The organism is Shewanella schlegeliana (assembly GCF_016765635.1).
Classification (GTDB): domain Bacteria; phylum Pseudomonadota; class Gammaproteobacteria; order Enterobacterales; family Shewanellaceae; genus Shewanella; species Shewanella schlegeliana.
This window is the reverse complement of record NZ_JAESVD010000011.1, coordinates 156,732-181,365: the sequence shown is the minus strand read 5'-3', so window position 1 is coordinate 181,365 and position 24,634 is coordinate 156,732. Positions and strand designations below refer to the sequence as shown.

13 protein-coding genes are annotated in these 24,634 nt (G+C 46.8%); 4 read left to right on the top strand and 9 right to left on the bottom strand.

What is annotated here, in order from left to right; all coding sequences use genetic code 11:
• Together JMA39_RS17660 and JMA39_RS17655 are read left to right on the top strand one after the other, a co-directional pair.
• Window positions 1-11,889, top strand: an 11,889-nt coding sequence (locus JMA39_RS17660; RefSeq protein ID WP_202723199.1) for a VCBS domain-containing protein, incomplete at its 5' end; no start/stop codon positions are given.
• 265 nt (window positions 11,890-12,154) lie between these two features.
• Complete coding sequence (locus tag JMA39_RS17655) at window positions 12,155-13,303, top strand: putative sulfate/molybdate transporter (protein ID WP_202723198.1); 1,149 nt, start codon at window positions 12,155-12,157, stop codon at window positions 13,301-13,303.
• A 245-nt stretch (window positions 13,304-13,548) separates the two neighbouring features.
• On the opposite strand, the gene JMA39_RS17650 is transcribed toward JMA39_RS17655, so the two are convergent.
• The 5 genes from JMA39_RS17650 to JMA39_RS17635 form a co-directional block, all read right to left on the bottom strand.
• Window positions 13,549-14,304 (bottom strand): sensor domain-containing diguanylate cyclase, encoded by a 756-nt coding sequence (locus JMA39_RS17650; RefSeq protein ID WP_244999886.1) that lies wholly within the window; start codon window positions 14,302-14,304, stop codon window positions 13,549-13,551.
• 7 nt (window positions 14,305-14,311) lie between these two features.
• Window positions 14,312-14,530: a hypothetical protein gene (locus JMA39_RS21240; protein ID WP_237732890.1), complete on the bottom strand. Its 219-nt coding sequence runs from the start codon at window positions 14,528-14,530 to the stop codon at window positions 14,312-14,314.
• Between the two features lie 136 nt (window positions 14,531-14,666).
• Window positions 14,667-15,212 (bottom strand): response regulator transcription factor, encoded by a 546-nt coding sequence (locus JMA39_RS17645; protein ID WP_202723197.1) that lies wholly within the window; start codon window positions 15,210-15,212, stop codon window positions 14,667-14,669.
• Entirely contained in the window at window positions 15,205-16,509 is a 1,305-nt protein-coding gene (locus JMA39_RS17640; protein ID WP_202723196.1) for an ATP-binding protein, read from the bottom strand. The genes JMA39_RS17645 and JMA39_RS17640 overlap by 8 nt, the downstream gene beginning before the upstream one ends.
• A 52-nt stretch (window positions 16,510-16,561) precedes the next feature.
• Entirely contained in the window at window positions 16,562-17,488 is a 927-nt protein-coding gene (locus JMA39_RS17635) for a dTDP-4-dehydrorhamnose reductase family protein (protein WP_202723195.1), read from the bottom strand.
• Window positions 17,489-17,599: 111 nt separating this feature from the next.
• Here JMA39_RS17635 and JMA39_RS17630 point away from each other — a divergent pair, with 111 nt between their 5' ends.
• Complete coding sequence (locus JMA39_RS17630) at window positions 17,600-19,486, top strand: metallophosphoesterase family protein (protein WP_202723194.1); 1,887 nt, start codon at window positions 17,600-17,602, stop codon at window positions 19,484-19,486.
• 298 nt (window positions 19,487-19,784) lie between these two features.
• On the opposite strand, the gene JMA39_RS17625 is transcribed toward JMA39_RS17630, so the two are convergent.
• The 3 genes from JMA39_RS17625 to JMA39_RS17615 all read right to left on the bottom strand — a co-directional run bounded on the left by JMA39_RS17625 (window position 19,785) and on the right by JMA39_RS17615 (window position 22,593).
• Window positions 19,785-20,723, bottom strand: a complete 939-nt coding sequence (locus JMA39_RS17625) for a pseudouridine synthase (RefSeq protein ID WP_202723193.1) — start codon at window positions 20,721-20,723, stop codon at window positions 19,785-19,787.
• 58 nt (window positions 20,724-20,781) lie between these two features.
• A complete protein-coding gene (locus tag JMA39_RS17620) occupies window positions 20,782-21,375 on the bottom strand; it encodes an LON peptidase substrate-binding domain-containing protein (protein ID WP_202723192.1) in 594 nt (197 codons plus the stop codon).
• A 162-nt stretch (window positions 21,376-21,537) separates the two neighbouring features.
• The gene (locus tag JMA39_RS17615) at window positions 21,538-22,593 is read right to left on the bottom strand and encodes a patatin-like phospholipase family protein (RefSeq protein ID WP_202723191.1); all 1,056 of its coding nucleotides are present in this window, start codon (window positions 22,591-22,593) and stop codon (window positions 21,538-21,540) included.
• 272 nt (window positions 22,594-22,865) lie between these two features.
• Here JMA39_RS17615 and JMA39_RS17610 point away from each other — a divergent pair, with 272 nt between their 5' ends.
• Window positions 22,866-23,327 carry a YhcH/YjgK/YiaL family protein gene (locus JMA39_RS17610; RefSeq protein ID WP_202723190.1) on the top strand — a complete coding sequence of 154 codons (462 nt, stop codon included), beginning with the start codon at window positions 22,866-22,868 and terminating at the stop codon, window positions 23,325-23,327.
• Window positions 23,328-23,517: 190 nt separating this feature from the next.
• Here JMA39_RS17610 and mepA read toward each other — a convergent pair whose 3' ends face one another.
• Window positions 23,518-24,414: a penicillin-insensitive murein endopeptidase gene (gene mepA, locus JMA39_RS17605; RefSeq protein ID WP_202723189.1), complete on the bottom strand. Its 897-nt coding sequence runs from the start codon at window positions 24,412-24,414 to the stop codon at window positions 23,518-23,520.
• Window positions 24,415-24,634 lie beyond the last annotated feature (220 nt).

Below are 24,634 nucleotides of genomic sequence, written 5' to 3'. Positions count from 1 at the left end.
GTCACTGATGCTGACAACGGCCAAGCCCAGTTCAATGCAGAAAGCCTGCAAGGCCAGTTCGGTACGCTTTCAATTAATAATTTAGGCCACTGGACTTACACGGCTGATAACTCGCAAGCTGCGATTCAAGGGCTGAAAACAGGTGAGTCACTCACCGAGACTTTACTAGTGCACTCTGTCGATGGCACCGAGCAAAAGATTAGTGTCACCATCAACGGCACTGATGATAAAGCAGTGATCACGGGTACCTCGACAGCAAGCCTTACCGAAGATAAAGATGTCCACAGCGGGCAGCTTAGAGTTGATGGTGCACTTAGCGTCACTGATGCTGACAACGGCCAAGCGCAGTTCAATGCTGAAAGCTTGCAAGGACAATTTGGTGCGCTATCCATCAATAACCTCGGCCACTGGGCTTACACAGCCGATAACTCGCAAGCAGCGATTCAAGGGCTGAAAACAGGTGAGTCTCTCACCGAAACTCTGCTAGTCCATTCTGTTGATGGCACCGAACAGAAGATCACTGTCACCATCAACGGCACTGATGATAAAGCAGTGATCGCGGGTACCTCGACAGCAAGCCTCACCGAAGATAAAGATGTCCACAGCGGGCAGCTTAGAGTTGATGGTGCGTTAACTGTCACTGATGCTGACAACGGCCAAGCCCAGTTCAATGCAGAAAGCCTGCAAGGCCAGTTCGGTACGCTTTCAATTAATAATTTAGGCCACTGGACTTACACGGCTGATAACTCGCAAGCTGCGATTCAAGGGCTGAAAACAGGTGAGTCACTCACCGAGACTTTACTAGTGCACTCTGTCGATGGCACCGAGCAAAAGATTAGTGTCACCATTAACGGAACAGACGATAAAGCCGTGATTGGCGGTGTCGATACCGGCAGTGTTACCGAAAATTCCGCCGGTAAAGATATGTCACCTGACTATGCGCAACCAGGTATGGCTCACCTTGGCCGTAACCCTCTGTATGCCAGTGGCACCTTAACCATTTCGGACTTGGATTCCGGCGAAGCAGCCTTCAACACTCACGGGGTCGGCTTCACCTACTCGGGTAAATTTGGCGATCTACTGCTGCAAGAAAATGGTCAATGGACCTATTATGCTGATGCTGGCGGTGTGCGTATTAAAGGTGGCTACGCGTCCAACAGAGGATCGACAATTGACCAGCTCGGTGAAGGGCAAAGCCTGACCGATACCATTACCGTTTATTCAAAAGATGGGACATCTCATGACATTGTTATCACCATCCATGGCAGTAATGACCGCCCCTATTGTTCATCCGAGGTCGTACTACAAAGTGGCACTGAAGATACACGCCAAACGCTGACGACCGCTCAACTGTTGGCAAACACTGTCGATGTGGATGCCAATGACGCGGGTAAACTAACTATTGAAAACCTACACGCCGACCATGGTTCGATATTAATTAATGGCGATGGTACCTTCACTTTTACCCCAGAAAAAGACTATAACGGCGCGGTGCACTTTAGCTATGACGTCAAAGATGCACACGGCGGTATGACTCATACTGGCGCCAGTACCACTTTAGCGGCGGTACAAGATAATGCGGTTATTGCAGGCATTGATACAGGTAGTGTTACTGAAGACCTAAACCCTCATGCCAGCGTGCAAGGAAACTACGCCTATAAATTGGAGACTCAAGGCTCATTATCTGCTATCGACCCCGACAAGGATGAATCAGGCTTTGATTTTAAAACCCTTATCTCAGCAGCAACGCACCCAGAGTGGCGGCCATATTCATCATCGCTGGGTGGCCAATTGGCAATTGACCCAAAAGGAAACTGGAATTACTACATAGATAACCGCAAACCTGAAATCCAGCACTTAGGGAAAGGTGAAACCTTAACGGATACGGTGACGGTACACTCTAAAGATGGCACCACCCACGATATCGTCATTACCATCCACGGCACTAATGACGCCCCGACAGTATCAAGTGAAGTGCAGTTAAACTCAGGCAAGGAAGACTCTGTTCAAACCATTACTGCGGCTGATTTGCTGGCGCATGCAACCGATATTGATGGTAACGACCAAGGTCAGCTTACCGTCGCTAACTTGATTGCCAACCATGGCTCCATTCGAGACAACCAAGATGGCACCTTTACCTTCTCGCCAGAAAAAGACTACAACGGCGAGGTGCATTTTACTTACGATGTGAAAGATGCCCATGGTGGTATTACACATACAGGTGCTTCCACCAACCTAGCGGCCGTTGACGACAAGACTGTGTTTGGCGGTGTCTCAACTGACTCAGTTAAAGAAGACATCGATCCTGGAGTCAGCTCTTATGGCAACTTTGGCGGCAGTCGCTTCGCCGACTCACAATGGCATCAACTGACGATTACCGACATTGACAGTAAGGTCGATCAGGTTGACATTGAATTTGGCGGTAAAACGGTTACTTGGCAAGTCGGTTCGCCTCTTGATATTCAAACCAAATATGGCAAATTCGAACTAACAACATATTCTCATGGTCCGCACAAGGGGGAGCTAGTTTGGTTGTATAACGGTGATAATCGCAACCCATCAATTCAAGGTTTAAAAGAGGGCGAGTCTTTACATGAAAGTATCACCTTAGTTGCACCAGATGGCACCCGCCAGTCTCTATCGGTTGAAATTAAAGGGACCGAAGATCACGTTATCATCGATTCACCCAATCATATTGGTGATGTGATTGAGCATCAATCAACAGGCGCACAAGTCAGCGGTCAACTACAGGCTCATGATAGTGATACTCATGATTCAGTGAGCTGGGCCATTACTCAAACAACTGGGAAATATGGTGCGTTCTCAATTGATGCCAATGGTCAGTGGCACTACATTGTCGATGAGTCAAAAGCAGGAGCATTAGGGCAAGGTGATGAATGGAACGAGCATTTCACCATCGAAGCGTTATCCACTGATGGAAGCAAAGTGAGTAAAACGGTCACTGTCGTCGTGCACGGTAGTAACGATGCACCAACTGTGACAAGTGGACTTGTGTTGACCCAAAGCAGTGAAGATAAACAGGTGATATTAACCCAACAGGATTTATTAGCTCACGCCAGTGATAGTGACCGCAACGATCAAGGCTGGCTAAAAGCCACCCACTTAACAGCCGACCATGGTTCAGTCAGCACCAATGCCGATGGCAGTTTCACCTTCACGCCAGAAAAAGACTACAACGGAGTTGTACACTTTAATTATGATGTCATTGATCGCCACGGGGGGACTACACACACAGACGCAACGATCAATTTAGTTGCTGTCAATGATGCTTCAATACTTGCGAGTGCGTTATCTAGCAACGAAGTGATTGAAGATCATCTTAGCGGTTCCTCTTCTCATACGTTAACTTCTTATTGGAAAAACCTTGATATTACTGATACCGATGGTCAAGCCGATGCACAAATTGTCAAAATTGAAGTTAATGGTGTTGAGCATAACGTCCCCGCCAATTTTGCAATGACCTTACAGGGTGCTCACGGTTCATTTGTCACCACTCATGGCGTTGATGGACATAATAAATGGCGTTATGTTGCAGATAATAATCACACTGAAATTCAACAATTAAAAGATGGTCAAAGTCTCACCGATCACATGACATTGATCACCGCAGATGGTACGCGTATTCCTATTACAGCGACGATTAAAGGCACAGAGGATCACGTCATTATCGATACTCCTGATTCGTTAACAGCATCGATAGGCACTGCCATTGAAGATCAAAAAACCGCCCTATCTGGCACATTACAAGCACACGATGTTGATAAAGATGATAGCGTGCATTTTCAAACGCAGAATATAACCGGTAATTTTGGCAGTTTCAGTGTCGCTAAAGATGGTACTTGGCATTACCAATTAGATGCTGCCAAAGCACAGCACTTAACGACGGGACAAAATCGAACAGAAGAATTTGATATTGTTGCTATTTCAAGTGATGGCTCTAAAGCAACACAACATATTCAAATTAATGTACAAGGTAGCAACGACTCTGCGATCATCGCAGGTGTCGATACTGGTTCAATTACCGAAGATCGGCACGTTTTCCCCGATTCAATGCATCATATTCAAGTGACAGGTAGCCTTTCTGTGTCCGATCCTGATGATGGCGAAGATCACTTTAGGGCGTCGGGGGCATTTGGACACGAAAAAGCCATCAGTGACCCCTTCCAAGGAGAAATGCACATCGACCGCTATGGAAATTGGGATTACGTTTTGGCAAATGGTAATCCTGCGGTACAAGCCCTAAAGCAAGGTGAAACTAAAGATGTCATCTATGAGGTTCATTCTGCGGATGGCACGCCCCACCGTATTACTATTACCGTTACGGGCACTAATGATGCTCCGACTGTGTCATCGTCAGTCATATTGGCTACAGGAAAAGAAGACACGACTGTGACCTTGCAAGCTTCTGATTTGCTAGCCCATGCCAGTGATATTGACCATAAAGCACAACTGAGCATACATAATTTGTCTGCCGATCACGGACAAATTGTAGACAACCACGATGGTACTTTTCGTTTCATACCTGACAAGGACTATAACGGTCCAGTGGCACTGACCTATGATATTAAAGATGCGCACAATGGCTCGGTGACAACGTCAGCGTCTCTTAATTTGGCTCCAACCAGTGATGCTGCAATTATTGGTGGGCAGGATAGTGGCGGTATAAAAGAAGATGTTAATGTGAGCTATAACCATGATATATCTATTAATGGCTGGCTGAGTATTCATGACCCTGACGGTCCGTCCCAAGATGAATTTCAACAATTCGATCCAATGAAAACACCGCAAGGGGCAACGCTCCAGCTCTATAGCAATGGCCACTGGTATTATGATGCCAATAACTATGTCATAGACCATCTTGATGCTGGGCAAACTGTCAAAGACACGATGACCATCTACAGTAAAGATGGTACCCCCCATGTGATGCACTTTATCATTGAGGGGACCAATGATGTTCCTCAGATTAAAGCACAAACTCAAACAGTAACAGAAGATGGTAAGCTTCTTTCAGGTACCATGCAGGCACGTGATGTCGATGATCATGCAAAACTGGAATTCACTCTTGACCACCCTGTTCAAGGGATCACGCTTCAAAAAGATGGTAGTTATACCTTTGTTCCATCTCATGCTGCGTATCAACACATTAGTGCCAATGTGACTCGTACGATTCTAGTTCCTATTACTGTTACCGATGAACATGGGGCTCATACGACCGAAAATCTCTCTATTCTGATTACAGGTACCAATGATGGTGCGGTCATCGCAGGTAGTGATAGCGGTGCTGTTACAGAAGACGTCAATGTTCAAAATCATGAATTGCAAACGCAGGGGACTCTTACGAGCCACGATGTGGATAATGTAGACAACGCATTTACTGATGAGTCTCTGACTACACTCAAAGATGGATCTCATGCATTGGGTACGCTTCATATGGATCAATCTGGAACTTGGACCTATACCGTTGATAACAAAGCTATTCAATCCATGAAGTCAGGAGATCAGAAGGTAGAAACCTTTTTGGTACATAGTGTTGATGGCACAAGTCACGAGGTTGCCGTAACAATTCATGGTACCAATGATACAGCTCAAATAACTGGGCAACACATCGGCGATATAACTGAGGATAACCTTGCTCAGTATAAAAGTGAGCAGATGATTTATGGAAATTTACATGTCATTGATCCAGATGCTAATGAGAGCGAATTTATTGCGAGTCGAAACGTTCATACTGTGAGCGACCCGTTCGGTGGACATTTAAGCATTGGCCGAGCAGGAGGTTGGACATACTCTGTACCTAATGCGAATTTAAATCACCTAGCAGAGGGGGAAACGGTACAAGTCACCTATCAAGTGCATTCAAGAGGTGGCGATACCCACAATATAACCATCGATGTAGTTGGTACTAACGATGCACCAACCATTAACGTACATACTCTTCAAAGTGGTACAGAAGATGTTAGCTATCAAATGCAAGCCAGTCAGTTTGGATTTACAGATGTTGATAGCAAAGACACACTTCACTCTATTACCTTAACTAACTTGCCAAGCTTAGCAGAAGGTAAATTTGTGCTCGATGGCCATGATGTAGCAACCAATCAACGCATTGATGTTAGCGAGATAAGCAAGCTGCAATTTGTACCTGCAAAAGACTTTAATGGCGACGTACACTTTAGCTATACCGTTAACGATGGCCATACTGACTCGGCTATCGCCAGCAGCATATTGCATATCGCAGCTGCTGGAGATGCAGCAACGATTGATGGACAAAGCCAATCCAGTGTTTCAGCTTCTGTTACCGAAGACTCTTCAACCAATGTGATTTCTGGTCAATTAACCTTAATCGATCCCGATACTGGCGAAGACAGGTTCGCTGCCAATACGCAAATAGTGGGTCAATATGGTCAACTCACATTAGATGAAAACGGTAGCTGGCATTACGCACTCAACAACGCCTCTTCTGCAGTCAATAGCTTAAATGCCGGACAGCAACTCACCGATACCCTGACAGTCACCTCTCCCGATGGCAGCGCCAGTCAGACCCTTGCGATTACCATTCATGGGCATACCGACACTCCCAGCCTACAACTACAAGAGGCGGGAACGACTCAAGGGTTAGATCTTTTTGCTGGCATTCAAGGTAATCAAATTAGCCAATTACAATACTCTACTGATGGTATCAATTTTACTAGCCAAATCCCGGCAGGGTTTAGCCTAGCAGCAGATGGACACACCTTAGAAGTCGACCCTGCTCACTCAAGCTTTGATCACTTAGCTAATGGCGTTCAACATAAAATCTGGGTCAACTACCAGCTACAAGAAAGCAGTGGCAGTAACACTCACCAATCGAGCCAACAAGCACAAGTCATTATCAGCGGCACCAGTGATAAACCTATTATTCATAGTTTCAGCGCAAACTCGGATCAGTATAGTGGTCCAGTCACGGGCAACTTGCTTCAAGGTGCAAGCGATATAGACGATGGTGCACAGCTCACTTTACAAGATGTGCAATTTAAAGATCCAACGACGCATCACTACATCACAGTTCATACGGGGCAGGATGTGTCGATTACCGGTGTTGGCCAAATCCATATTGCAGCAAACGGCGACTATCGCTTTACTCCAGAGAGTAGCTTTACTGGCGATGTTCCTGGGTTTATTTACCGAGTGGTTGATACCCATGGTGACTACCAAGATAACAGCCAAAATACGCTGAATATTCATCTCAACGCCAACCATCAACCCACTGTGCAAACCTTAAATGTCAGTACTGCGGAAGATACTGATTTCCAATTTAATCGCGCAAGTTTTGGTTATCAAGATAGTGACAATGACGCCTTGGACCATCTCAGTATTACTCAGTTACCCGACCCAACATCTGGTAGCTTAGAGTTAAATGGTCAAGCCGTTACCCAAGGACAAGCCATTAGCGCGAAAAATATCGATCAGTTGGTCTTTAAACCTTCGGCAAACTTTAATGGCGATGTGCATTTTAGTTATACGGTAAACGATGGACATCAAAATTCAACAGCCCATACTGCAATATTAAACGTTACGGCGGTGAATGATCTGCCAACCCTGACAATAAACCAAACCAGCCATACCCAAGGCAAACTCGTAGCCACCGACGTCGACACTGGAGATACCCTCACTTATTCCACGCCGTTAGCGATAGGGGACTTTGGTAGTTTAAGCATCGATCCACAAACAGGTGCTTACCAGTACACCCAAAATAGTTCAGTCGCTCATATGAGCTATAACAGCGCAACAGCAACCTACTCTGGAGTCGATGTTTTCGAAGTGCAAGTGAGCGACAATCATGGCGGCATAACAAGCCAATTTATTACCTTTAATCCACAAGCCACGGTAAGTAGCACATCAACGGGTACTATTGTTATCACCAGCCAAGTCCCTCAGCAACCCGTAGTGACTAGCAGCTTGCCAACTGGACATATTGTCGCTACGCCGCCAATAAATCATGTCAGTATCGATCTCAGTGCAACCAGTGACACAGGCAAAAGTCATATCGATGACTTAACCTCAGACACCACACCTAACATCACTGGCCACACCGATATTCCTTTCTCTCGTGTAACCATTTACGATGCTAATCATCCTGTTAGCCATGCCTTATCTGATGCCAATGGTAATTACACCGCGACACTGTCAACATTAACAGATGGCCACCATAGCTTGTCAGCTAAAGCCCTCGCCCCATCATCTGTATTACCGGCGGTGTCACCAGTACTTGATATCAAAATTGATAGTGTTACAGCAACGCCTTCAATTGATTTAGCCGCTCATTCAGACTCTGGCACTTCCAATACAGATAACCTCACTAACATACATAGTCCCATTGTTACAGGCGTTGCCGAAGCCAATAGCACAATTAGCATTACCGACGAGCACGGTAACATCCTTGCTTCCGGCAGCAGCAATGCCAATGGTCAGTATCAATTTACCGCCAATCAACTTAGCGAAGGCATGCATACTCTGACAGTTGAGGCAACAGATAACGCAGGTAATCAAAGCCGAGAACAGCTCGCTATTGAGGTCGACTATACTGCTCCCACTATTGCTAAAGTGAACTTAAAAACAGAATCCACCCATCAGCCCACGTTCAGTGGCACGGTTAGCTTAGATACTGCCAAGGTCGATATCATCATCAAGCAAGGCAGCCATATTTTAGAGACATTACATGCAAACTTAGACGGCAAAGGTGGCTACAGTGTTGATGCAACTAACCTACCCGATGGCGCTTATACCGCCTTTATTCAAGCCACCGATAACGCTGGCAACCAAACGCCTGCAGGATACTCAGGCAATTATGATCACTTCTCTGTTGATACTCACGCCAACCCACCTAGCATCAGCTTCGAAAGCACGGGTAGCGATAACGTTTACAATGCCGCAGAAGTTGCAGCAGGCGCAGCCAATACCATTACAGCAACAATTCACCTTCCAAATGATTCTTATTCTTCAGATACCTTAGTGATTAATGGTGTGCCGCACACGCTCACTCACGCTGAGTTCTTAGCAGGTCAGGTAAATGTTGAAATAGCTCCTAGTTCAACCTTGACGGCCAGCATTATTGACTCTGTTGGTAATCACTCAAGTCTAACTAGCTCTGTAGCTCCAAGTGCCGATATCACTGTAGCAACACTGGGTTTAAGTTTGACTAACGATAGTGGCCTATCCACTGATTTAATCACCAATGACGGCGCATTAACAATTAGCGGACAAGAGGTTGGCGCTACAGTGGAATATTCAACCGACAATGGCGTGCATTGGAGTCAAAGCTTTACTCCCGTTGCAGGCACCAACACAGTCACAGTGCGGCAGACCGATAACGCTGGCAACGTGTCTGCAAGTACATCGATGAGCTTTACCTTAGATAACCAAGTTAGTGCCCCAACGGTTAGTTTACGCCACGATACCAGTGGTGAAATCCACCCGACTGCCGATCTGATCACCAAAGACTCTAGGTTATCAATTCACTCTGAGGCGGGGGCTAAAGTTGAATACTCTAGTGACAGTGGCCACAGCTGGAGCACAGTGTTTAACCCAACTGAAGGGGTAAACAATTTACTCGTTAGACAAACAGACATTGCAGGCAATCAGTCTGCTGCGACGCACTTTAGTTTTACCTTAGACACCACTCCGGGGACAGTATCGGTCAACCCTATCTCAACTGACAACGCCCTGAGTGCAGTAGAAAATAACCAGCCCTTAGTGATCACAGGCACCACTTCTAATATCACTGCTGGAGACAGAGTCTATATTAATTTTGGCAACAATCACTTCCGCGAAGCGAGTATACACAGTGACGGCACTTGGAGCTTAACGGTCAGCGCAGGCGATCATCAAAGATACTTTAGTGCTGATGGCAACTATCCGATCAAAATCGGTTCAGTGGATCTTGCCGGCAATGCAACCCCTGAGATCTCAACCAACTTAATTGTTGATACCCAAAGGCCCATTCCACATATCAGCGTAGATAGTGTCACTGCCGACAATGTTATTAACTTGGCAGAGTCGGCACAAAATATTGATATAACGGGTACGGTAAGTGGCGATTTCAATGCTGGGGATATAGTGAGCTTAAGTATCAATGGCGCAACAATAAGTAGTTTAACTGCTGCTGTTGATGCCAGTGGTCATTACAGCATTTCTGTTCCGGCTCAAACCTTGATTAAAGCCAATATCCACAGTATCTATGCTAGTGGACAGCAACCAATTCATTCCATTGAAGCCACCGTTATCACTACAGACAATGCTGGCAATCTAGGTTCAGCCACCACAGGCACCCAAGCGTTTTCTATCGACACCCAAGCAAGTGCTGCAATCACCATTGACCCAATTACGGCCGATAATGTGATTAACGCTCACGAAAGCCAAACCAAAATTGATATCACTGGTAGCGTCACAGGCGATTACCATACTGGTGATACTGTGACACTCACTCTTAATGGCAATCAATACAGTGGCCAAGTAAATCAACAAGGACACTACAGTATCGCCGTTGCCGGCAGCGAATTAGCCTCAAACTCATCTATTTCAGCCTCTGTCACCACCACAGATAACGTAAGAAATACAGCTCATGCAACTCAAACCTTGCACTATGATACCGACACTCAAGTAGGAAGACCGAGTATCAGCTTCGAATCTCCTGGTAGCGACAATCTTTATAGCAAAACTGAAATCGCTCAAGGACATGCGGGAACCATTACCGCAACGGTGCATGCTGCTGCAGATGCCAAGGTGGGAGAACACTTAAACATTAACGGTGTTGATCACCTGCTTGATGCGAACACTCTAGCCCATGGAATTGAGATCGAAGTAGCACCAAGTAGCATAGTCAAAGCCATAATGACTGATGAACACGGCAATGTGAACTCTGCCTTAAGCATGGCTGCAAGTGCGAAACCTGAACCCATAGTTGTTACAGCCCTGCCAGGCAGTCATCACATTGGTACCTCATTAGGCGTACCAACACTCATTCCGGGGCAAACTCCGGTACCTGTCGCAGAGCAAGGCTGGAAAATTTTAGTCAATGGTCATTACCAAACATCCTATACCAGTCAATGGGGCACCCTAACGATTGACCCTAAAACCGGTCAGTTAAGTTATCAAGAACATGGAAATACCCATACTGGTCCCCATGGGAGTGCTCAGAATGTTGGCGTACACGAAGATAGATTTGAAGTCGCCCTTCAAGGCTCACATCACGACGATGTGGTCATGCATGTTCAAGTTAGCATTTTAAGCCATGGTCCCGGCAATAGCGGCAAGCTCACTTTAGGTTCTGAAGTGCTAGATATGACTGTCACTCCAGTCATAGGGCATCCAGCACCTCCCCCGCCTCCACCAGCTCCCGTAATGCATGATGAACCGCTAGGCACAGAAGTCACTGCCAATGTCGATGAGCAGGTTATTGCTGATGACAGTGTTTTAGATAAAGCCCCTGAAGAAGACAATATCGCAACTACTGCGGACTCGACTGCAAATAGCGACGTAGATAGACTGAGTCACGGTGACTTACAAGATACACCAGAGAATCAAGTGGCAGCTCCAATTGATCACTATCTCAATATGGTGGGAATGACACATCAAGATATCGCCCCGCCGAGTGACAGTACAGTAGCAGAGCTTCCCCAAATACAGGTGCTAAGCAATGATGATATTAACACCGATATGTTAGATGTAGAACAAAGCGATAGCTTTGAAAATCCCCTGCTCGATGATGAAAAACATCAGCAGCAATTAGATTTAGCTTCACTTGATGACTCAACAGAGCCAGCAGCCCATGATCCAGTCAACGATGATGATTTATTACATCAAGCGTTAAACGATATGCACAATCAAGTGTAGAAATGCATTAAACATTAGCTAGCTCATTGTAAAGTATAAAGTTTGCTCACTTTATGCTTTACAGTGAGTACACTCAAAACACTCCCTCAAGTTAAGCTATTGCGAATGTTAGACAAATTGACCACTTTCAATTTTTAATCAGGCCAACTTGTCTCAAACTAAATGGATTATCGCCTCCTTAGGGGCGTTTTGATCCCAATTTCCCCCGATAATTTTGGCACCATTCTTGCGATAGCTTTAAGGTTCTTTTCCTACGGCAAGTTATATGAGATGTAAGACCAACCGATTCGATAGTGTTAACCAATATTCAGGAGAGTTTAGCGGCGCCTTCGCCGATTTAGGTACCTTTCTGCCCTTAGTGCTCGGCCTTATTGCCCTGAACCACTTTTCCCCTCAGGGGATCTTCATGGGATTTGGCCTCTTTGCCCTGTTCACCGCTTTTTATTATCGTCGCCCTATTCCGGTACAGCCGATGAAAGTGATTGCCGCGCTGGTGATCGCCCAAGGACTCACACCCGGCATGTTGCAAGCCAGCGGCATATTGATGGGGGTAATTCTATTAGTGCTCGCCTATAGCGGTGCAATCAAGTGGATGGCCAAGCAGCTCTCCCCCGCCATTAGCATAGGTATTCAATTGGCCATTGGTATACAGCTTATTTGGATGGGCGGCCAGATGATGAGCCAGACTTGGCTTATCGGCCTCGTTGCTTTTATCGCTCTGTTCGCCAGCAAGTTCTTCCCCCTGCGCTACCTGGCGATGCCGCTAGTCTTAGCCCTAGGTATTTTATGGCAACTCAATAGCGGAACAGCCCCAAGTTTTGATCTTTCAGTCTATACGCCATGGCAGTTAAGTTGGCCAAGCTTAGATGAATGGAGTTCGGCCGTTGGTTTATTAGTATTACCTCAACTGGCGTTGACTCTGACCAATGCGGTTATCGCCACCTCTGCGATGGCTAAAGAGAAGTTTCCTGAAGACAACAAAGAGAACTTTGCCCCTCAGCGATTTGCCACCAGCTCAGGCTGGGCGAACTTACTCTTGGCTCCGTTTGGCGCTACGGCTATGTGTCACGGTGCTGGCGGCCTTGCGGTGCAGCATCATTTTGGTGCGAGAACCTGGTTAGCCCCAACGATTTTTGGTAGCAGTTGTCTGTTAATCGCAGCCTTCTGGGGTCAAGGTATTGCCACTATTTTATCGCTTATTCCATTGGCAGTATTAGGCAGTCTACTGGCGATAGCAGGGACCCAGTTAGCTTGGTCACAACGATTCATCGACGGTAAACCCTTCTGTATTTTTGTAATCCTGTCCACCGCAGCGATCTGTCTGCTAATTAACACGGCGGCGGGATTAGCCACAGGATTTATACTCGAGTTGGGGCGACGTCAGTGGCATATCTATTCAGATCTTAAGCACTGATAATTGAACGCTAGAGCGATTAAAAAGACCGTCAAGCTAAGTCCGCTTTACAGAAACTGCGACATGCTGTCGCAGTTTTGCCATCAAGCTTTGCCTACTTCAGCTAATACTGACACCATAGCTTGGCACTGAACTTACTGCTTATCCCGTATACGCTTAGGTATCGGTGACTTTTTTGGGAACTTAAAATGCAAATGCCACTGCACTCCCCGCCCCTGAGTTAACTCCTACGCTCAGGGTTTATTTTATCCAGCAATGCGCTGTTTATTTTGAAGCATATCTTGATCTGCCGAATCTAAAAGCTGACAAATATCTATTGTCTCACTTACCAAGCTATAGCCAATAGAAACGGTGAATCTCGGTAACTCTTCAGAGCAATGACAAAGCTCAATAGCATGCATAATCCGTTGTTTAAGCCCGTCTATCTCGACCATTTCTTTTACCGCAACTAGGGCTATAAATTCATCACCTCCTAGGCGGCCAACCACATCGGATTCAGCCACACTTTGACTTAAAATTCGGGCTACAGCTTTTAGAACTAAATCCCCGACTCCGTGGCCGTGCAGATCATTAATCTCCTTAAATCGATCGATGTCGAGATATAACAAGCCCTGCAAACCGTCATTACGCTTAGCAAGCTTAATACGTTGCTCCGCCAATACGTTAAAACCACGTCGATTATTAACATCGCATAAGGGATCGGTAATGGCCAACTGCTGCATTTGCGCATAGCAGCCAATTAAAGCAAGATCGGACTCTAGTAGCTCTTTAAGCTGAGTGATCAACTCGATATAGGTTCTTTGATAGTCAGTGGCTTTATAATCCATCACACAGAAAGTCCCAAATGCTGTACCACAAGGCCAAAAAACCGGCACTCCGAGGTAAGAGCGAAACCCATCATTATGGACTTCTGGGTTAGTATCCCAACAAGGATCTAACAGAGCATTGTTAACGTATAGCGACTGACCTGTCTCGACAATTTTACGACAAAAAATATTCACTTCCGGTTCAATACCCCCCCCCCCCCGAAGCGTAGGGGTTAGCTCCCTGCTCACTCGCAATCGTGACTTGAAAACCCTCTTTAGTGTATTGCACTAAAAATCCAGCAGGAGCATCGAATAGCTTTGCAAGCAAGTTAACTGTTTTCTGCCACTTGTCTAAAGAGATCAAATCATTTGGATTATCGAGTAGAAATATATCGGTCGTATAAACGGGGGAATTTTTCATAGACAGATGTGGCTCCCTGTAGTGGTACTATTCTCAGTACAATACAACTCTACAGTAATATATTACATCTCAAAAGCATAAAGCGACCGACTATCACACTAAAAACTGTTAATTCACCATATAAAATACTAACCCGTTATACCTCTCGATGATCCGCCGTTGGCTTCTTTAACAACTTACGCTGTAGAGTACGCCGATGCATCCCTAGCTGACGGGCGGTCGCAGATACATTGCCGCTGTTGGCATTAAGCACCTGCTGGATATGTTCCCACTCCAAACGTTTCGGTGACAATGGCTCCTCTGTCAATGGCTCCATCTCATTATCGACCGCAGTTGTTGATAACGCATTGAGCAAAGTTTGCGTATCGACAGGCTTGGCCAAATAGTTATCGGCACCGAGGCGAATGGCCTCTACGGCGGTGGCAATGCTGGCATAGCCCGTAAGTAATACCATCACGACATCTGGAAGTAACTGCCTGAGCGGCGAGATGAGTTTTAGGCCATTTTCTTGGGCTAACTTCATATCTAATAGCACGTGAGTTGGGCGAAACTGCCGTGCTAACAACAGTCCCTGAGTCGCATCGTGACACTGCTGACACTCAAATCCTTGTTTAGTCATGCGCCTGACAAGTACACTCGCTAAAGCGGTATCATCCTCAATAATGAGTAGTTTTTTAGTCATGACACTCTCCATTGGCGTCGTTATGCCAAACAGGGAAACACACTTCGGCAACCGTGCCGCCCTCTTTCGCAGCCCCCAGAAGTAAGCGTCCACCTAGACGTTCGACGCTAGCATTACTGAGCAGCAGCGCCATCCCCATACCACGCTCACTCTCGACAAGTTTATGTCCTAGCTGTAGTAACATCTTTTTAGGGATCCCAACGCCAAAGTCTCTCACAGAGATACACAGACGATCCTTCTCTGTTGCAGCCATAACCGATACCACCACCTTAGCCTCGCCGATATGAGCTAGGCTCGCGCTCCCCGCATTTTCAACTAAAGCCAACAGAGCCGGAAGCAGGCTGGCATCAGTCTTGATAGCACGCGGCTGTGCAGCTTCTTGCTGATTATTTTCAACATGAATGAGTTCTAAGTTAATCTCAGGCATCAAGAGTAAGACCTGTTGCTTAAGGGTTTCCAGCAGTTCATCGGCGGTTAGTAGGCTTTGCTTCTGCTCGCGAATCGACTCGGTGGCCATGCGCAAAGCGTTTAGCGTCTGTTCGCAACGCACCAGCGCCGTATTCATCTCCAACAAGATCTCACTATCACTGACGCTATCTTCGACCGCCTCATCCACCAGCAAGCGCAAGCTAGCTAAAGGCGTGGCCATCTGATGCGCCATCTGCGCCGACGCCGTACCCAGCGCCAGTAACCTTTCTTGGCGCAACTGCGCCTCACGCATATAACTGAGTTCAACCTCTTGTTTACGCATTCGCTGGGCAATATAGGCCACACTGGTAGTCAGCACTAACGCCGAGATCAAAAAGTTAAACCACATCCCCAAATAGTGGGAGCTCATATCCATACCATGGTGCTTCACCTGACTCTCAGGAACCGAAAAGATCATCAAGCTATAGGCAAGGGTCGACAGTAGCGCTAGAGCCCAAGGCGCCCACTGAGGCAGAACAACTGCGGCAATAGCAATCGGTAATAACAGCAGTGAGATAAAGGCATTGGTCGCCCCACCAGTAAAGTAGAGCCAGGAGATCCAAAATAGGGTATCGATAAGTAAGACAATGAAAAAGCCGTTCTCCAAGCGAGCAATCGAACTACGGTGCCAGAAAGTAAAGCCTAAATAGAGTGCCTCTAAGCTCATGCCCCAATAGAGCACAGGACTGGTAAGCGATAAGCCAAAGGTATCGGCGGCGAAAAAGGTGAGCCCGATCTTGAGTAACAGGGCGCCAAACCTGAGTAAGGCCAGCTGATCGGTCGCCCCTAGATTGCGTATGGGTAAATTTTTAAAACCAAGGTTTATCATCGTTTATTATTCTTATGGTATTCGTTACTTGCGATATTTGCCGCTTGTGGAATTAGCTTCTTACGGTAGCAACTTTTAAGTAAGCAGCCGCACAGGGAGAGTCCTGCAGCGCTCTTTTAAATCCAATCCTAAAAGGTACCTTGCTTTCAATCCCTAAACTGACAAGCCGCTCACAGCTTAAACTACTGTCTTTTGGGCGTTTTGCGCTATCTGTGGGAGAGGTCACAGGAATGAGGTGCCCAGTAGCGAGTCCGAGCAGCTCCCCCATCGCCAGCAACATCTGATATTTGGTCATCGTCTCTTTGGCACTGAAGTGATAATGGCCAGCTAAAGACTCGCCAGCCTGTTTAACAACAATCATTTTCACGATAGCCGCTGCCACATCTGCAGTCGAAGTAGGACTTCTAATGGCCCAATTATCGATGGACTGCTCAGTCGTATCGATCAAGTGATTAAGAAGCACCATGACAGCGGACTCTTTTAACGACTCCACTTCACCGTAAAGTATCGGCAAGCGCAAAATAGCAAAACCTTGCTGCGCATCGCAAACGACCAGCTCGCCCTGCAGCTTAGATTGACCATAAAAATTAGCTGGATTGGGCGCGGCATCTTCTCGATAAGGAGACAGGCTGCCATCGAAAACATAATCGGTTGAGATATATAACAGCCAAGCGCCCTGTTGACTGGCAACCTGAGCTAAAAACTGTGTGGCATCGGTGTTAAGCGCCAATGCAGCTTGGGGATCTTGCTCGGATATATCCGGCCTGCGCTCGGCCGCACAGTGCACGATGATATCGGGCTTATGCTTGGCGACAAAAGCGCTCACCTGCGGTGCTTGAGTTAAGTCGAGCCTCTCGATATTGGGACCACAGCGACTATATCCACAGGCGATTATCTGATGTTCGGCATTTTGTTCTAGCAGCTTTATCAACGCACGCCCTAACAGGCCTGTTGCACCTGTGACCATAATCTTCGCCATCTTTTTCATCCACTGAATTGCTCGAACAGGTCATCCATCTTAAGGGGTTTTCATCCTGTTAGCACTGGTTTACTCTTGCTACAGATAACTTTTCATTGAAAGAACATATCGATGTCATCAGCAAGCTCTATTCCGCTTATTATTGCTGGCCCCAGCCTACGTCACTGTGATCAGCAGCACTTCACCCTATGGTTTGTCTGTAAGCAACCTCTGTCGACTTTACGCTTAGCATTAGTTGGCACCGAGTTTGACCGAGAGTTAAGCTGTGATGAGGTTCACTGTATCCCCCTCGGTGAGCATGCATTTCAGTACCTGATCCGTGTCAACCAAGATCAGTTATTACCCAAAGATGTCGCATTATCGTATCGGTTATTTGATAAAGAGAAGGGTGAACTCTTTCATCAAATCGATGAGTTACATTACCCAAATGAACAGGCCTGCAGATTTATCATCAAGCCCAAAATCGATAAGCTGATGCACGGCTCTTGTCGCAATGCCCATCATCACAGCAGTGATGCCTTAGTTGCCGCCGATACTCAGTTGATGCAGAGCAGCGATATTACAGAGCGCCCCGCACTCTTGATGATGAGTGGAGATCAGGTCTATGTCGATGATATTGCAGGGCCTATGCTGTACGCGATTGGCCAAGTTATTCAGCTGCTAGGGTTACATCAAGAGCAATTCGTCGACGCCCCACTCGCCGATAGCAGTCAGATAAGCTATCAGCCTGCGGCCATGTATCGACGTCACCTACACCTGCTGCCTAAGACCCAATATAAGGCGAAAACGGCCATCAAGGCCTGGTATATCAACCACCCTATTTTTACTTCATCGCTCGCTGAAAATCATCTGGTCAGTCTCAATGAGGTAATGGCACTTTATCTACTCTACTGGTCACCCGAGCTATGGGATTTGATTGAGATCCCCAAAGAGGTCGCGGGACTTAACAAGGCGCTCAGTCAGAGATGGCAAAAGGAGTGGACAGAGCTACTGGCGTTTAAGAGCGGTCTAAAACAGGTGCGTCGATTGATGGCACATGTTCCCACCTACATGATCTTCGATGATCACGACATTACCGACGACTGGAATCTCACGGCAAGATGGGAACAAGCCGCCTACGGTCACGCCTTTTCCAAGCGCATCATAGGTAATGCCCTCATTGTCTACACCATCTTTCAAGGATTAGGTAACGCGCCAAGCCGTTTCGACGCCGAAATCACTCCGGATCTCGATGCTTTTCTTAAAAGCCCGACTTCCGTCGCCCAAGATGCACTCATCGACAAACTGCTTAGCTTCGAGCATTGGCATTACAGCCTGCAAACCTCACCTAAACTCTTGGTGCTCGATACCCGTACACGGCGCTGGCGCAGTGAGTCAAATCTCGCTAAACCTTCGGGATTGATGGACTGGGAGGCCCTGATGGAATTTCAGGCCGAACTGGTTAACCAACCCAATGTGATCATCGTGTCTCCCGCGCCTATCTATGGGGTGAAGCTGATAGAAACGGTGCAGCGTATGGCGACACTGTGTGGTGGCTCTTTGTTGGTCGATGCCGAAAACTGGATGGCACACCCCGGTACGGCTAACACCCTATTGAGTATCTTCCAACACAGAAAGACGCCGGAGCAGTTCATCATCCTATCTGGGGATGTGCACTATTCCTTTAGCTATGATGTGGGTATTCGTTTTCGTCATGGTGGACCACAGATCTATCAGATCACCTGTAGTGGTTTTAAGAACCAATTCCCAGAGAAACTGCTGCCGATTTTCGATAAGTTTAATGGCTGGCTCTATGGTCACTTCTCACCACTTAACTTTTTCACTAAGCGTAAGCATATGTCTATCCGTGGCCGCCGCCCCAATGGTGAGCGTAGCAAACGTCTAGTCAATCAAAGTGGTATCGGCATAGTGGAGATAGCTGCCGATGGTGCGCCCACCAAGATAGGCGTACTTCATGCCGATATGAGTGAAACCGAGTTTTTACCACCGAGACATTAGGTCATAGAACATAGATCCTAGGAAAAACAGGTTCGAGGTGCTAGGTAAAAGCTAAGATGTAACAGCCGATAAAGGCTAAGACGGAAAAGCCAAGGCTAAAAGATAAAAGCTAAATGCCGTCTTTGGGTTTTATAGCAGGACGCAGTCCGCTCTCACCGCGAAGCGTCCTAGAAACGAGCATGCGAGTGCTCTAGGCTGTTCTAGGTTCTAGGTTCTAGGTTCTAGGTTCTAGGTTCTAGGTTCTAGGTTCTAGGTTCTAGGTTCTAGGTTCTAGGTTCTAGGTTCTAGGTTCTAGGTCCTAGGTCCTAAGCACTTCATCCTGTAAGTTAAATCCGTCGCAACTCACATCTATGCGCTCTTGAGTCATAGGATCGGTGAAGCATAAACGCTGCGCCATTAGCTTTAACGGTGCAGCAAAATTATCGGCAGCTTTATCGAGCAACTCAGGATAGAGTCTGTCATTTAAAAGTGGCATGCCTAGGCTCATCATATGCACCCTTAATTGATGAGTTCTTCCGGTCACGGGCGTTAACTCAAACAGACCATAACCATTATGCACCTCTATTAAGCGGATTTCAGAGTGGCTATTAGCCTCACCATCGCCAATACACATCAAGAAACTGGGAACCGTTTTCTGCAGACGATTCTTAACCGTCCACGCCATAGGCAGCGTCAATGCTCCTTGGGCGATCATCGCCTTAACTTCGCTATTTAATGGCGCTATCGCTTGGTAGGTCTTGCAGATCTGGCCACTCTTAAACAGCTCATGATAATCATGGCGAGTAGCGCTATTTAGGCTAAGCAACATCACACCTGCGGTGGCTCTGTCTAACCTGTGTGCGGCAACAATCTCTTGATTGTCCGTCTTAATTCGCAACCTGTTGACCAAGCACTCATTGACGAAGTTACCGCTTGGATTCACCGCAAGAAAGTGAGGCTTAAATACCAGCATAAACTCACTAGTCTGCAGCAAGATCTGCTCCTCAAAGGGGATCATCGACTCCTGCTCAACTTCACGGTAATAGTAAACCCGCTCGCGAGGGATAAAGAGACTATCAAGGGTTATAGGCGTGCCATCGCGCCAATGCACTTTGCCATCAAGAATACGTGTTTGCCACACGCTTTTCGCTATCGCAGGAAACTTACTCACAAGAAAGCTAAACACGGTAGGTTTATCGGTTACCGTATCCGGTAATACCACATAGGAGGCTTGGCTAGCGCGAACAGAGGAACTCATAAGACTCAAACTGTCAAAGTGTACAAAACAAAGTGGCGCTACTTTAACAAAACTCAGCCTAAGAGTGTTGATTATCTCTAGCGTGGGACTTAATCAACTCTAGTACGAAGTTCATGGTTTTGTGGCAATTAGGCTGGTTGAGCAAACGTAACTTATCTTGATTATACAGGGGCAACACCTCTAACCAGCGCTGGCTCACCCATGAGGCATCCTCCAGATGTACATCGTTCTCGTAGAGGCCTAACAGCTCCGGGTTAACCTCATAAAACTGTTGTAGTGCGGCACTGATAAGCTCAAATTCACCGTAAATAGGCTCCTGCTGCCAGTTGTTGCTAGGCAGCACTCGGCAGATCCAGCTGCCATCTTTACGCTCCGCCGCAGAAAGGATCTTAACCCTCTGCTTACCTTCGAGTATGATCCCTAAGCAATTATCATCGAGCTGGTTAAAATCAATCACCTCACATTGGGTAGCCGTTTCATAGCAGGGCGGGTTACTATTGGGCTTGCTCATACCAAATACCAAGGGATAGTGCCCCTTGAGGGCTTCGGCAATCATATTCATACAGCGAGGAGCTATCACGCGGATCTCTACCCGCCCTCCAGGCAACAATAAAGCGTCGTGCGCCAGTAATGCCATCTCTTTAGTTTGCATAATAACCTCCCCCTTGAATAGGTAGGTCACATCATTTTTAAAGTCGCGAATAATGCTTAAAGTGTAGCAGCTGAGCAAATTTCAGCCAGCAAGCCTCATCCAGCGACACCTACTAAATAGACAGGAAAATAATCGATTTTATTACGCCTTCATACCAAGGAGCTATAGCCTCTCCAGTCGTTCATGGAACAAGTTTTTAGCCATAATGTCATTTAAATCATCGGCTAACACTTGGCTCATCAAAGCCGCTTTACGCCAATACTTGATTCTCGAGTCGCTATCTAAGCGCTTAAAGTCATCTCGATCTGGAAGCTTGCCATAGGGCAGATTCTGTAAGTAGTCATCGGTTGGTGCTAAAATTAGCGCATTGTCATAATTAGCCTTAGCTAGACGCCAAGACAAAGATTTATCAAACCAGCCCGGTGACATCTTAGGGTAAAAATGCGGATACAAGGTCAAGCCTTGGCTATGGCTGAGTGGCAGATCGAAGTGGTAATCGGTGATCCCACCATCGTAATAATGCCCCTTAGGTGCACCATCAATCCTCTTAACAGGTGCCAACACCCAAGGAATGGAACCCGTCGCCAATAACACTTGATGAATATTACTCTGAGAGAGGGAGTAAAACTGACTCGGTAAGTCTTTAAGTCCTGCAAAAGGAGAAGACTGCTGCTTAACACCAAAGATGCAGCGCTTAAAATGCCAAGCTAGGCTCTTACGACTGACTAAGTTTGTCATTGCCGCCGTTGCTAAACCAAGCGCCAGCGGCGCCTGTCCTCCGATGCGATTAATATGCCGAGCTTGACAGGCAATGTAGTGACTATTGATCTGGGAATGACTGACTATCTCGGCTGCCCCCCGACTGCCCAGCAAACCTTCTATAATCCCGCTCACCTGCTGTGAGACTTCTATCGCGGTAGGCTTAGTATCGTATCGCTGACCGATATAAAGCTCCTCTAAACGATCGTAAGCGGCTCCCGGTTTAGCCTGAGCTAGGCACGCTAATCGCCATGCCCCAGATGATGCGCCAAGGGTATGCAGCGGCTGATTTAGCCCTTTAAAAAACTCGGTAAACAGGTAACGGTCAAGCCCTGCTATGCCAATCCACTTAGGGCCTCCAGAAGCGGCAAGCAGCTGTGAAAACAGCTCAGGCTTGAAGCCATTTTCACTCAGTGTTTGATAGGCCTTGGGCCCTGCAATCAATCGTAACGAAGCCACATTCATCCTTAAAGTTAAATTACTTTCGCTCTCAATCTGTCTAGGCCATACCCTAAACGCGATACTCGATGGACGCAACTCGGAAATATGCTCGACAGTAACCGAAAACCATAAAGGTACGTTCGACGCAAAAGAGAGCGAATTTGAAGTGAACTCTTGTATCGCCTAAGGCGAGTTAAGGCTACACTTCGCTTTTTAAATGACAGGCGTTTCAGCCTGGCTTTGTTTAACTAATTTTAATGGTCAACTTAGACCTACTGTGAGCAAACATCATGATTGTTGATACTTTAGCGAACCGCCAACTCTACACTGCGATCAATCCACGAATTGCTAAAGCCCTCGAACATCTAGCAACGACCGACTTTAGCCAGCTGGAAGTCGGAAAATATGAGTTAGAAGGCAAAGATCTGTTTGTCATCGTTAACGATTATCAGACTAAGCCTAAGGAGTTAGAGCCGTTTGAAGTTCACCAGCAATATATTGATGTGCAATATGTAGTGAGTGGTGAAGAGGAGTTCGGCTACCTACCTTTGGCTAACCAGACACCATCGAAGGCTTACAACAGTGAGCATGACTACGCTAACTTTGATTATGAATCGAATAAAGATGATGCCGCATTTATCCCACTAAAGGCAGGCATGTTTGCACTGTTCTTCCCAGGTGATATACATATGCCAGGCACAGGGGCTAACGCAAGCCAAGTCAGAAAGATAGTGATTAAAGTTCGCGCATAGAGCTACTAGCATTAAAGCCAGTCTAAGTAGCACTTAAGTCAGCCTAGCGTTTAAGCCCGGATTCACTCCAGAGCAATAGGCGTTAAGGCAAACAATAAAGCGCCCCTACACGGGGCGCTTTGTACTCTTAATAGAGCTAACTCAAAACCCTCACGTCCGCACCTTCACTAACACTAACAACTTCTTAGCACTACTTAGCTGTGACAACGGCTTCGCACAGCTTAGGCTTTCGCTTGGCTTTTACCTGCTTCGGCTTCACTTTTGGTTTTTCGACTTTTGCCACCTTGGCCTGCGTCAGCTGCTGCCTCCACCAGCCAAGTTCACTACAACCACTACCCTTGGGAATTTTCACCTGTTCACGGCAAAACTCATCCCCCTTTGGGCAACGTAGCCTCACATGCATATGGTAAGTGTGCCCCCACCATGGACGCACCTTCTCAAGCCAAGCGTCATCATCTAAGCCTAAATCACACAAGTGCTGCTTTATCACTGGGCTAACAAAAATTCGTGCAACGCGCGCATCTATTGCTGCTAGCTTTAGCATCTGAGTCTGGGCATTCGACCACAACTGAGTATCGAGTTTAAACTGCTTTTGATTAACCAGCTTAAGCGGTGTCGGCTGCTCTCGCTCACCGTCTAATAATGGCTCTGCCGCAAGTTTCAGCCAGATATCCACATCAAGTCCTATCTGATGACTCGTGTGGCCTTGGGTAAAATTGCCTCCTCTTGGCATCGACATATCAGCAATCAAAATGTCGTCACTGCCTAGGCGATTTAGACTCGCGGAATACTGCTCGATGAACTCGATAAGCTCTGGGTGGCCATAGTATCGCTGCCGTTGAGGACGGATAACCTGATAGCCGTTACCGTTTAACGGTAAGGCCTCAGCCCCTTTTAGGCAGCCATTGGCATAACTGCCGATAGCGCTAGCTTGGCTAGCATAGGGAGTATCAGCAGCCTCCCATAGATTAGCTATCGCAGCCGAGGAAACGAATAGGTTTAAACCGACAAATGCCAGCGTCCGCCGTAAAATCCCCCTCAACTTACTCGCCAACATAATCACCTCAGAATCATCGTTTAAGATCATCTATAAAAGATAGCTGAGATTTACGCTGATGAATTTCCCCAAGACAAGGCACAGGGTTTAGCCGAGAAGTTGGGAAGAGAGATGTGTAGAAGTTGAAGTAAAATCAGTGCACGAAAAATGCGGAGCACTCCTGCTCCGCGTACTAAATAAGCCAGCCATGCTAGGCACATTATCCATTAAGGTGGTTAGGCATAACCGCAAGCTAAACTTCAGCTCGCGC

Excerpts from the sequence above, each read along its gene's own strand:
- JMA39_RS17640 (WP_202723196.1), bottom strand. The coding sequence starts at position 16,509 with ATGATAAACCTTGGTTTTAAAAATTTACCCATACGCAATCTAGGGGCG.
- JMA39_RS17655 (WP_202723198.1), top strand. The coding sequence starts at position 12,155 with ATGAGATGTAAGACCAACCGATTCGATAGTGTTAACCAATATTCAGGA.
- mepA (WP_202723189.1), bottom strand. The coding sequence starts at position 24,414 with ATGATCTTAAACGATGATTCTGAGGTGATTATGTTGGCGAGTAAGTTG.
- JMA39_RS17635 (WP_202723195.1), bottom strand. The coding sequence starts at position 17,488 with ATGGCGAAGATTATGGTCACAGGTGCAACAGGCCTGTTAGGGCGTGCG.
- JMA39_RS17620 (WP_202723192.1), bottom strand. The coding sequence starts at position 21,375 with ATGCAAACTAAAGAGATGGCATTACTGGCGCACGACGCTTTATTGTTG.
- JMA39_RS21240 (WP_237732890.1), bottom strand. The coding sequence starts at position 14,530 with ATGAAAAATTCCCCCGTTTATACGACCGATATATTTCTACTCGATAAT.
- JMA39_RS17630 (WP_202723194.1), top strand. The coding sequence starts at position 17,600 with ATGTCATCAGCAAGCTCTATTCCGCTTATTATTGCTGGCCCCAGCCTA.
- JMA39_RS17625 (WP_202723193.1), bottom strand. The coding sequence starts at position 20,723 with ATGAGTTCCTCTGTTCGCGCTAGCCAAGCCTCCTATGTGGTATTACCG.
- JMA39_RS17645 (WP_202723197.1), bottom strand. The coding sequence starts at position 15,212 with ATGACTAAAAAACTACTCATTATTGAGGATGATACCGCTTTAGCGAGT.
- JMA39_RS17610 (WP_202723190.1), top strand. The coding sequence starts at position 22,866 with ATGATTGTTGATACTTTAGCGAACCGCCAACTCTACACTGCGATCAAT.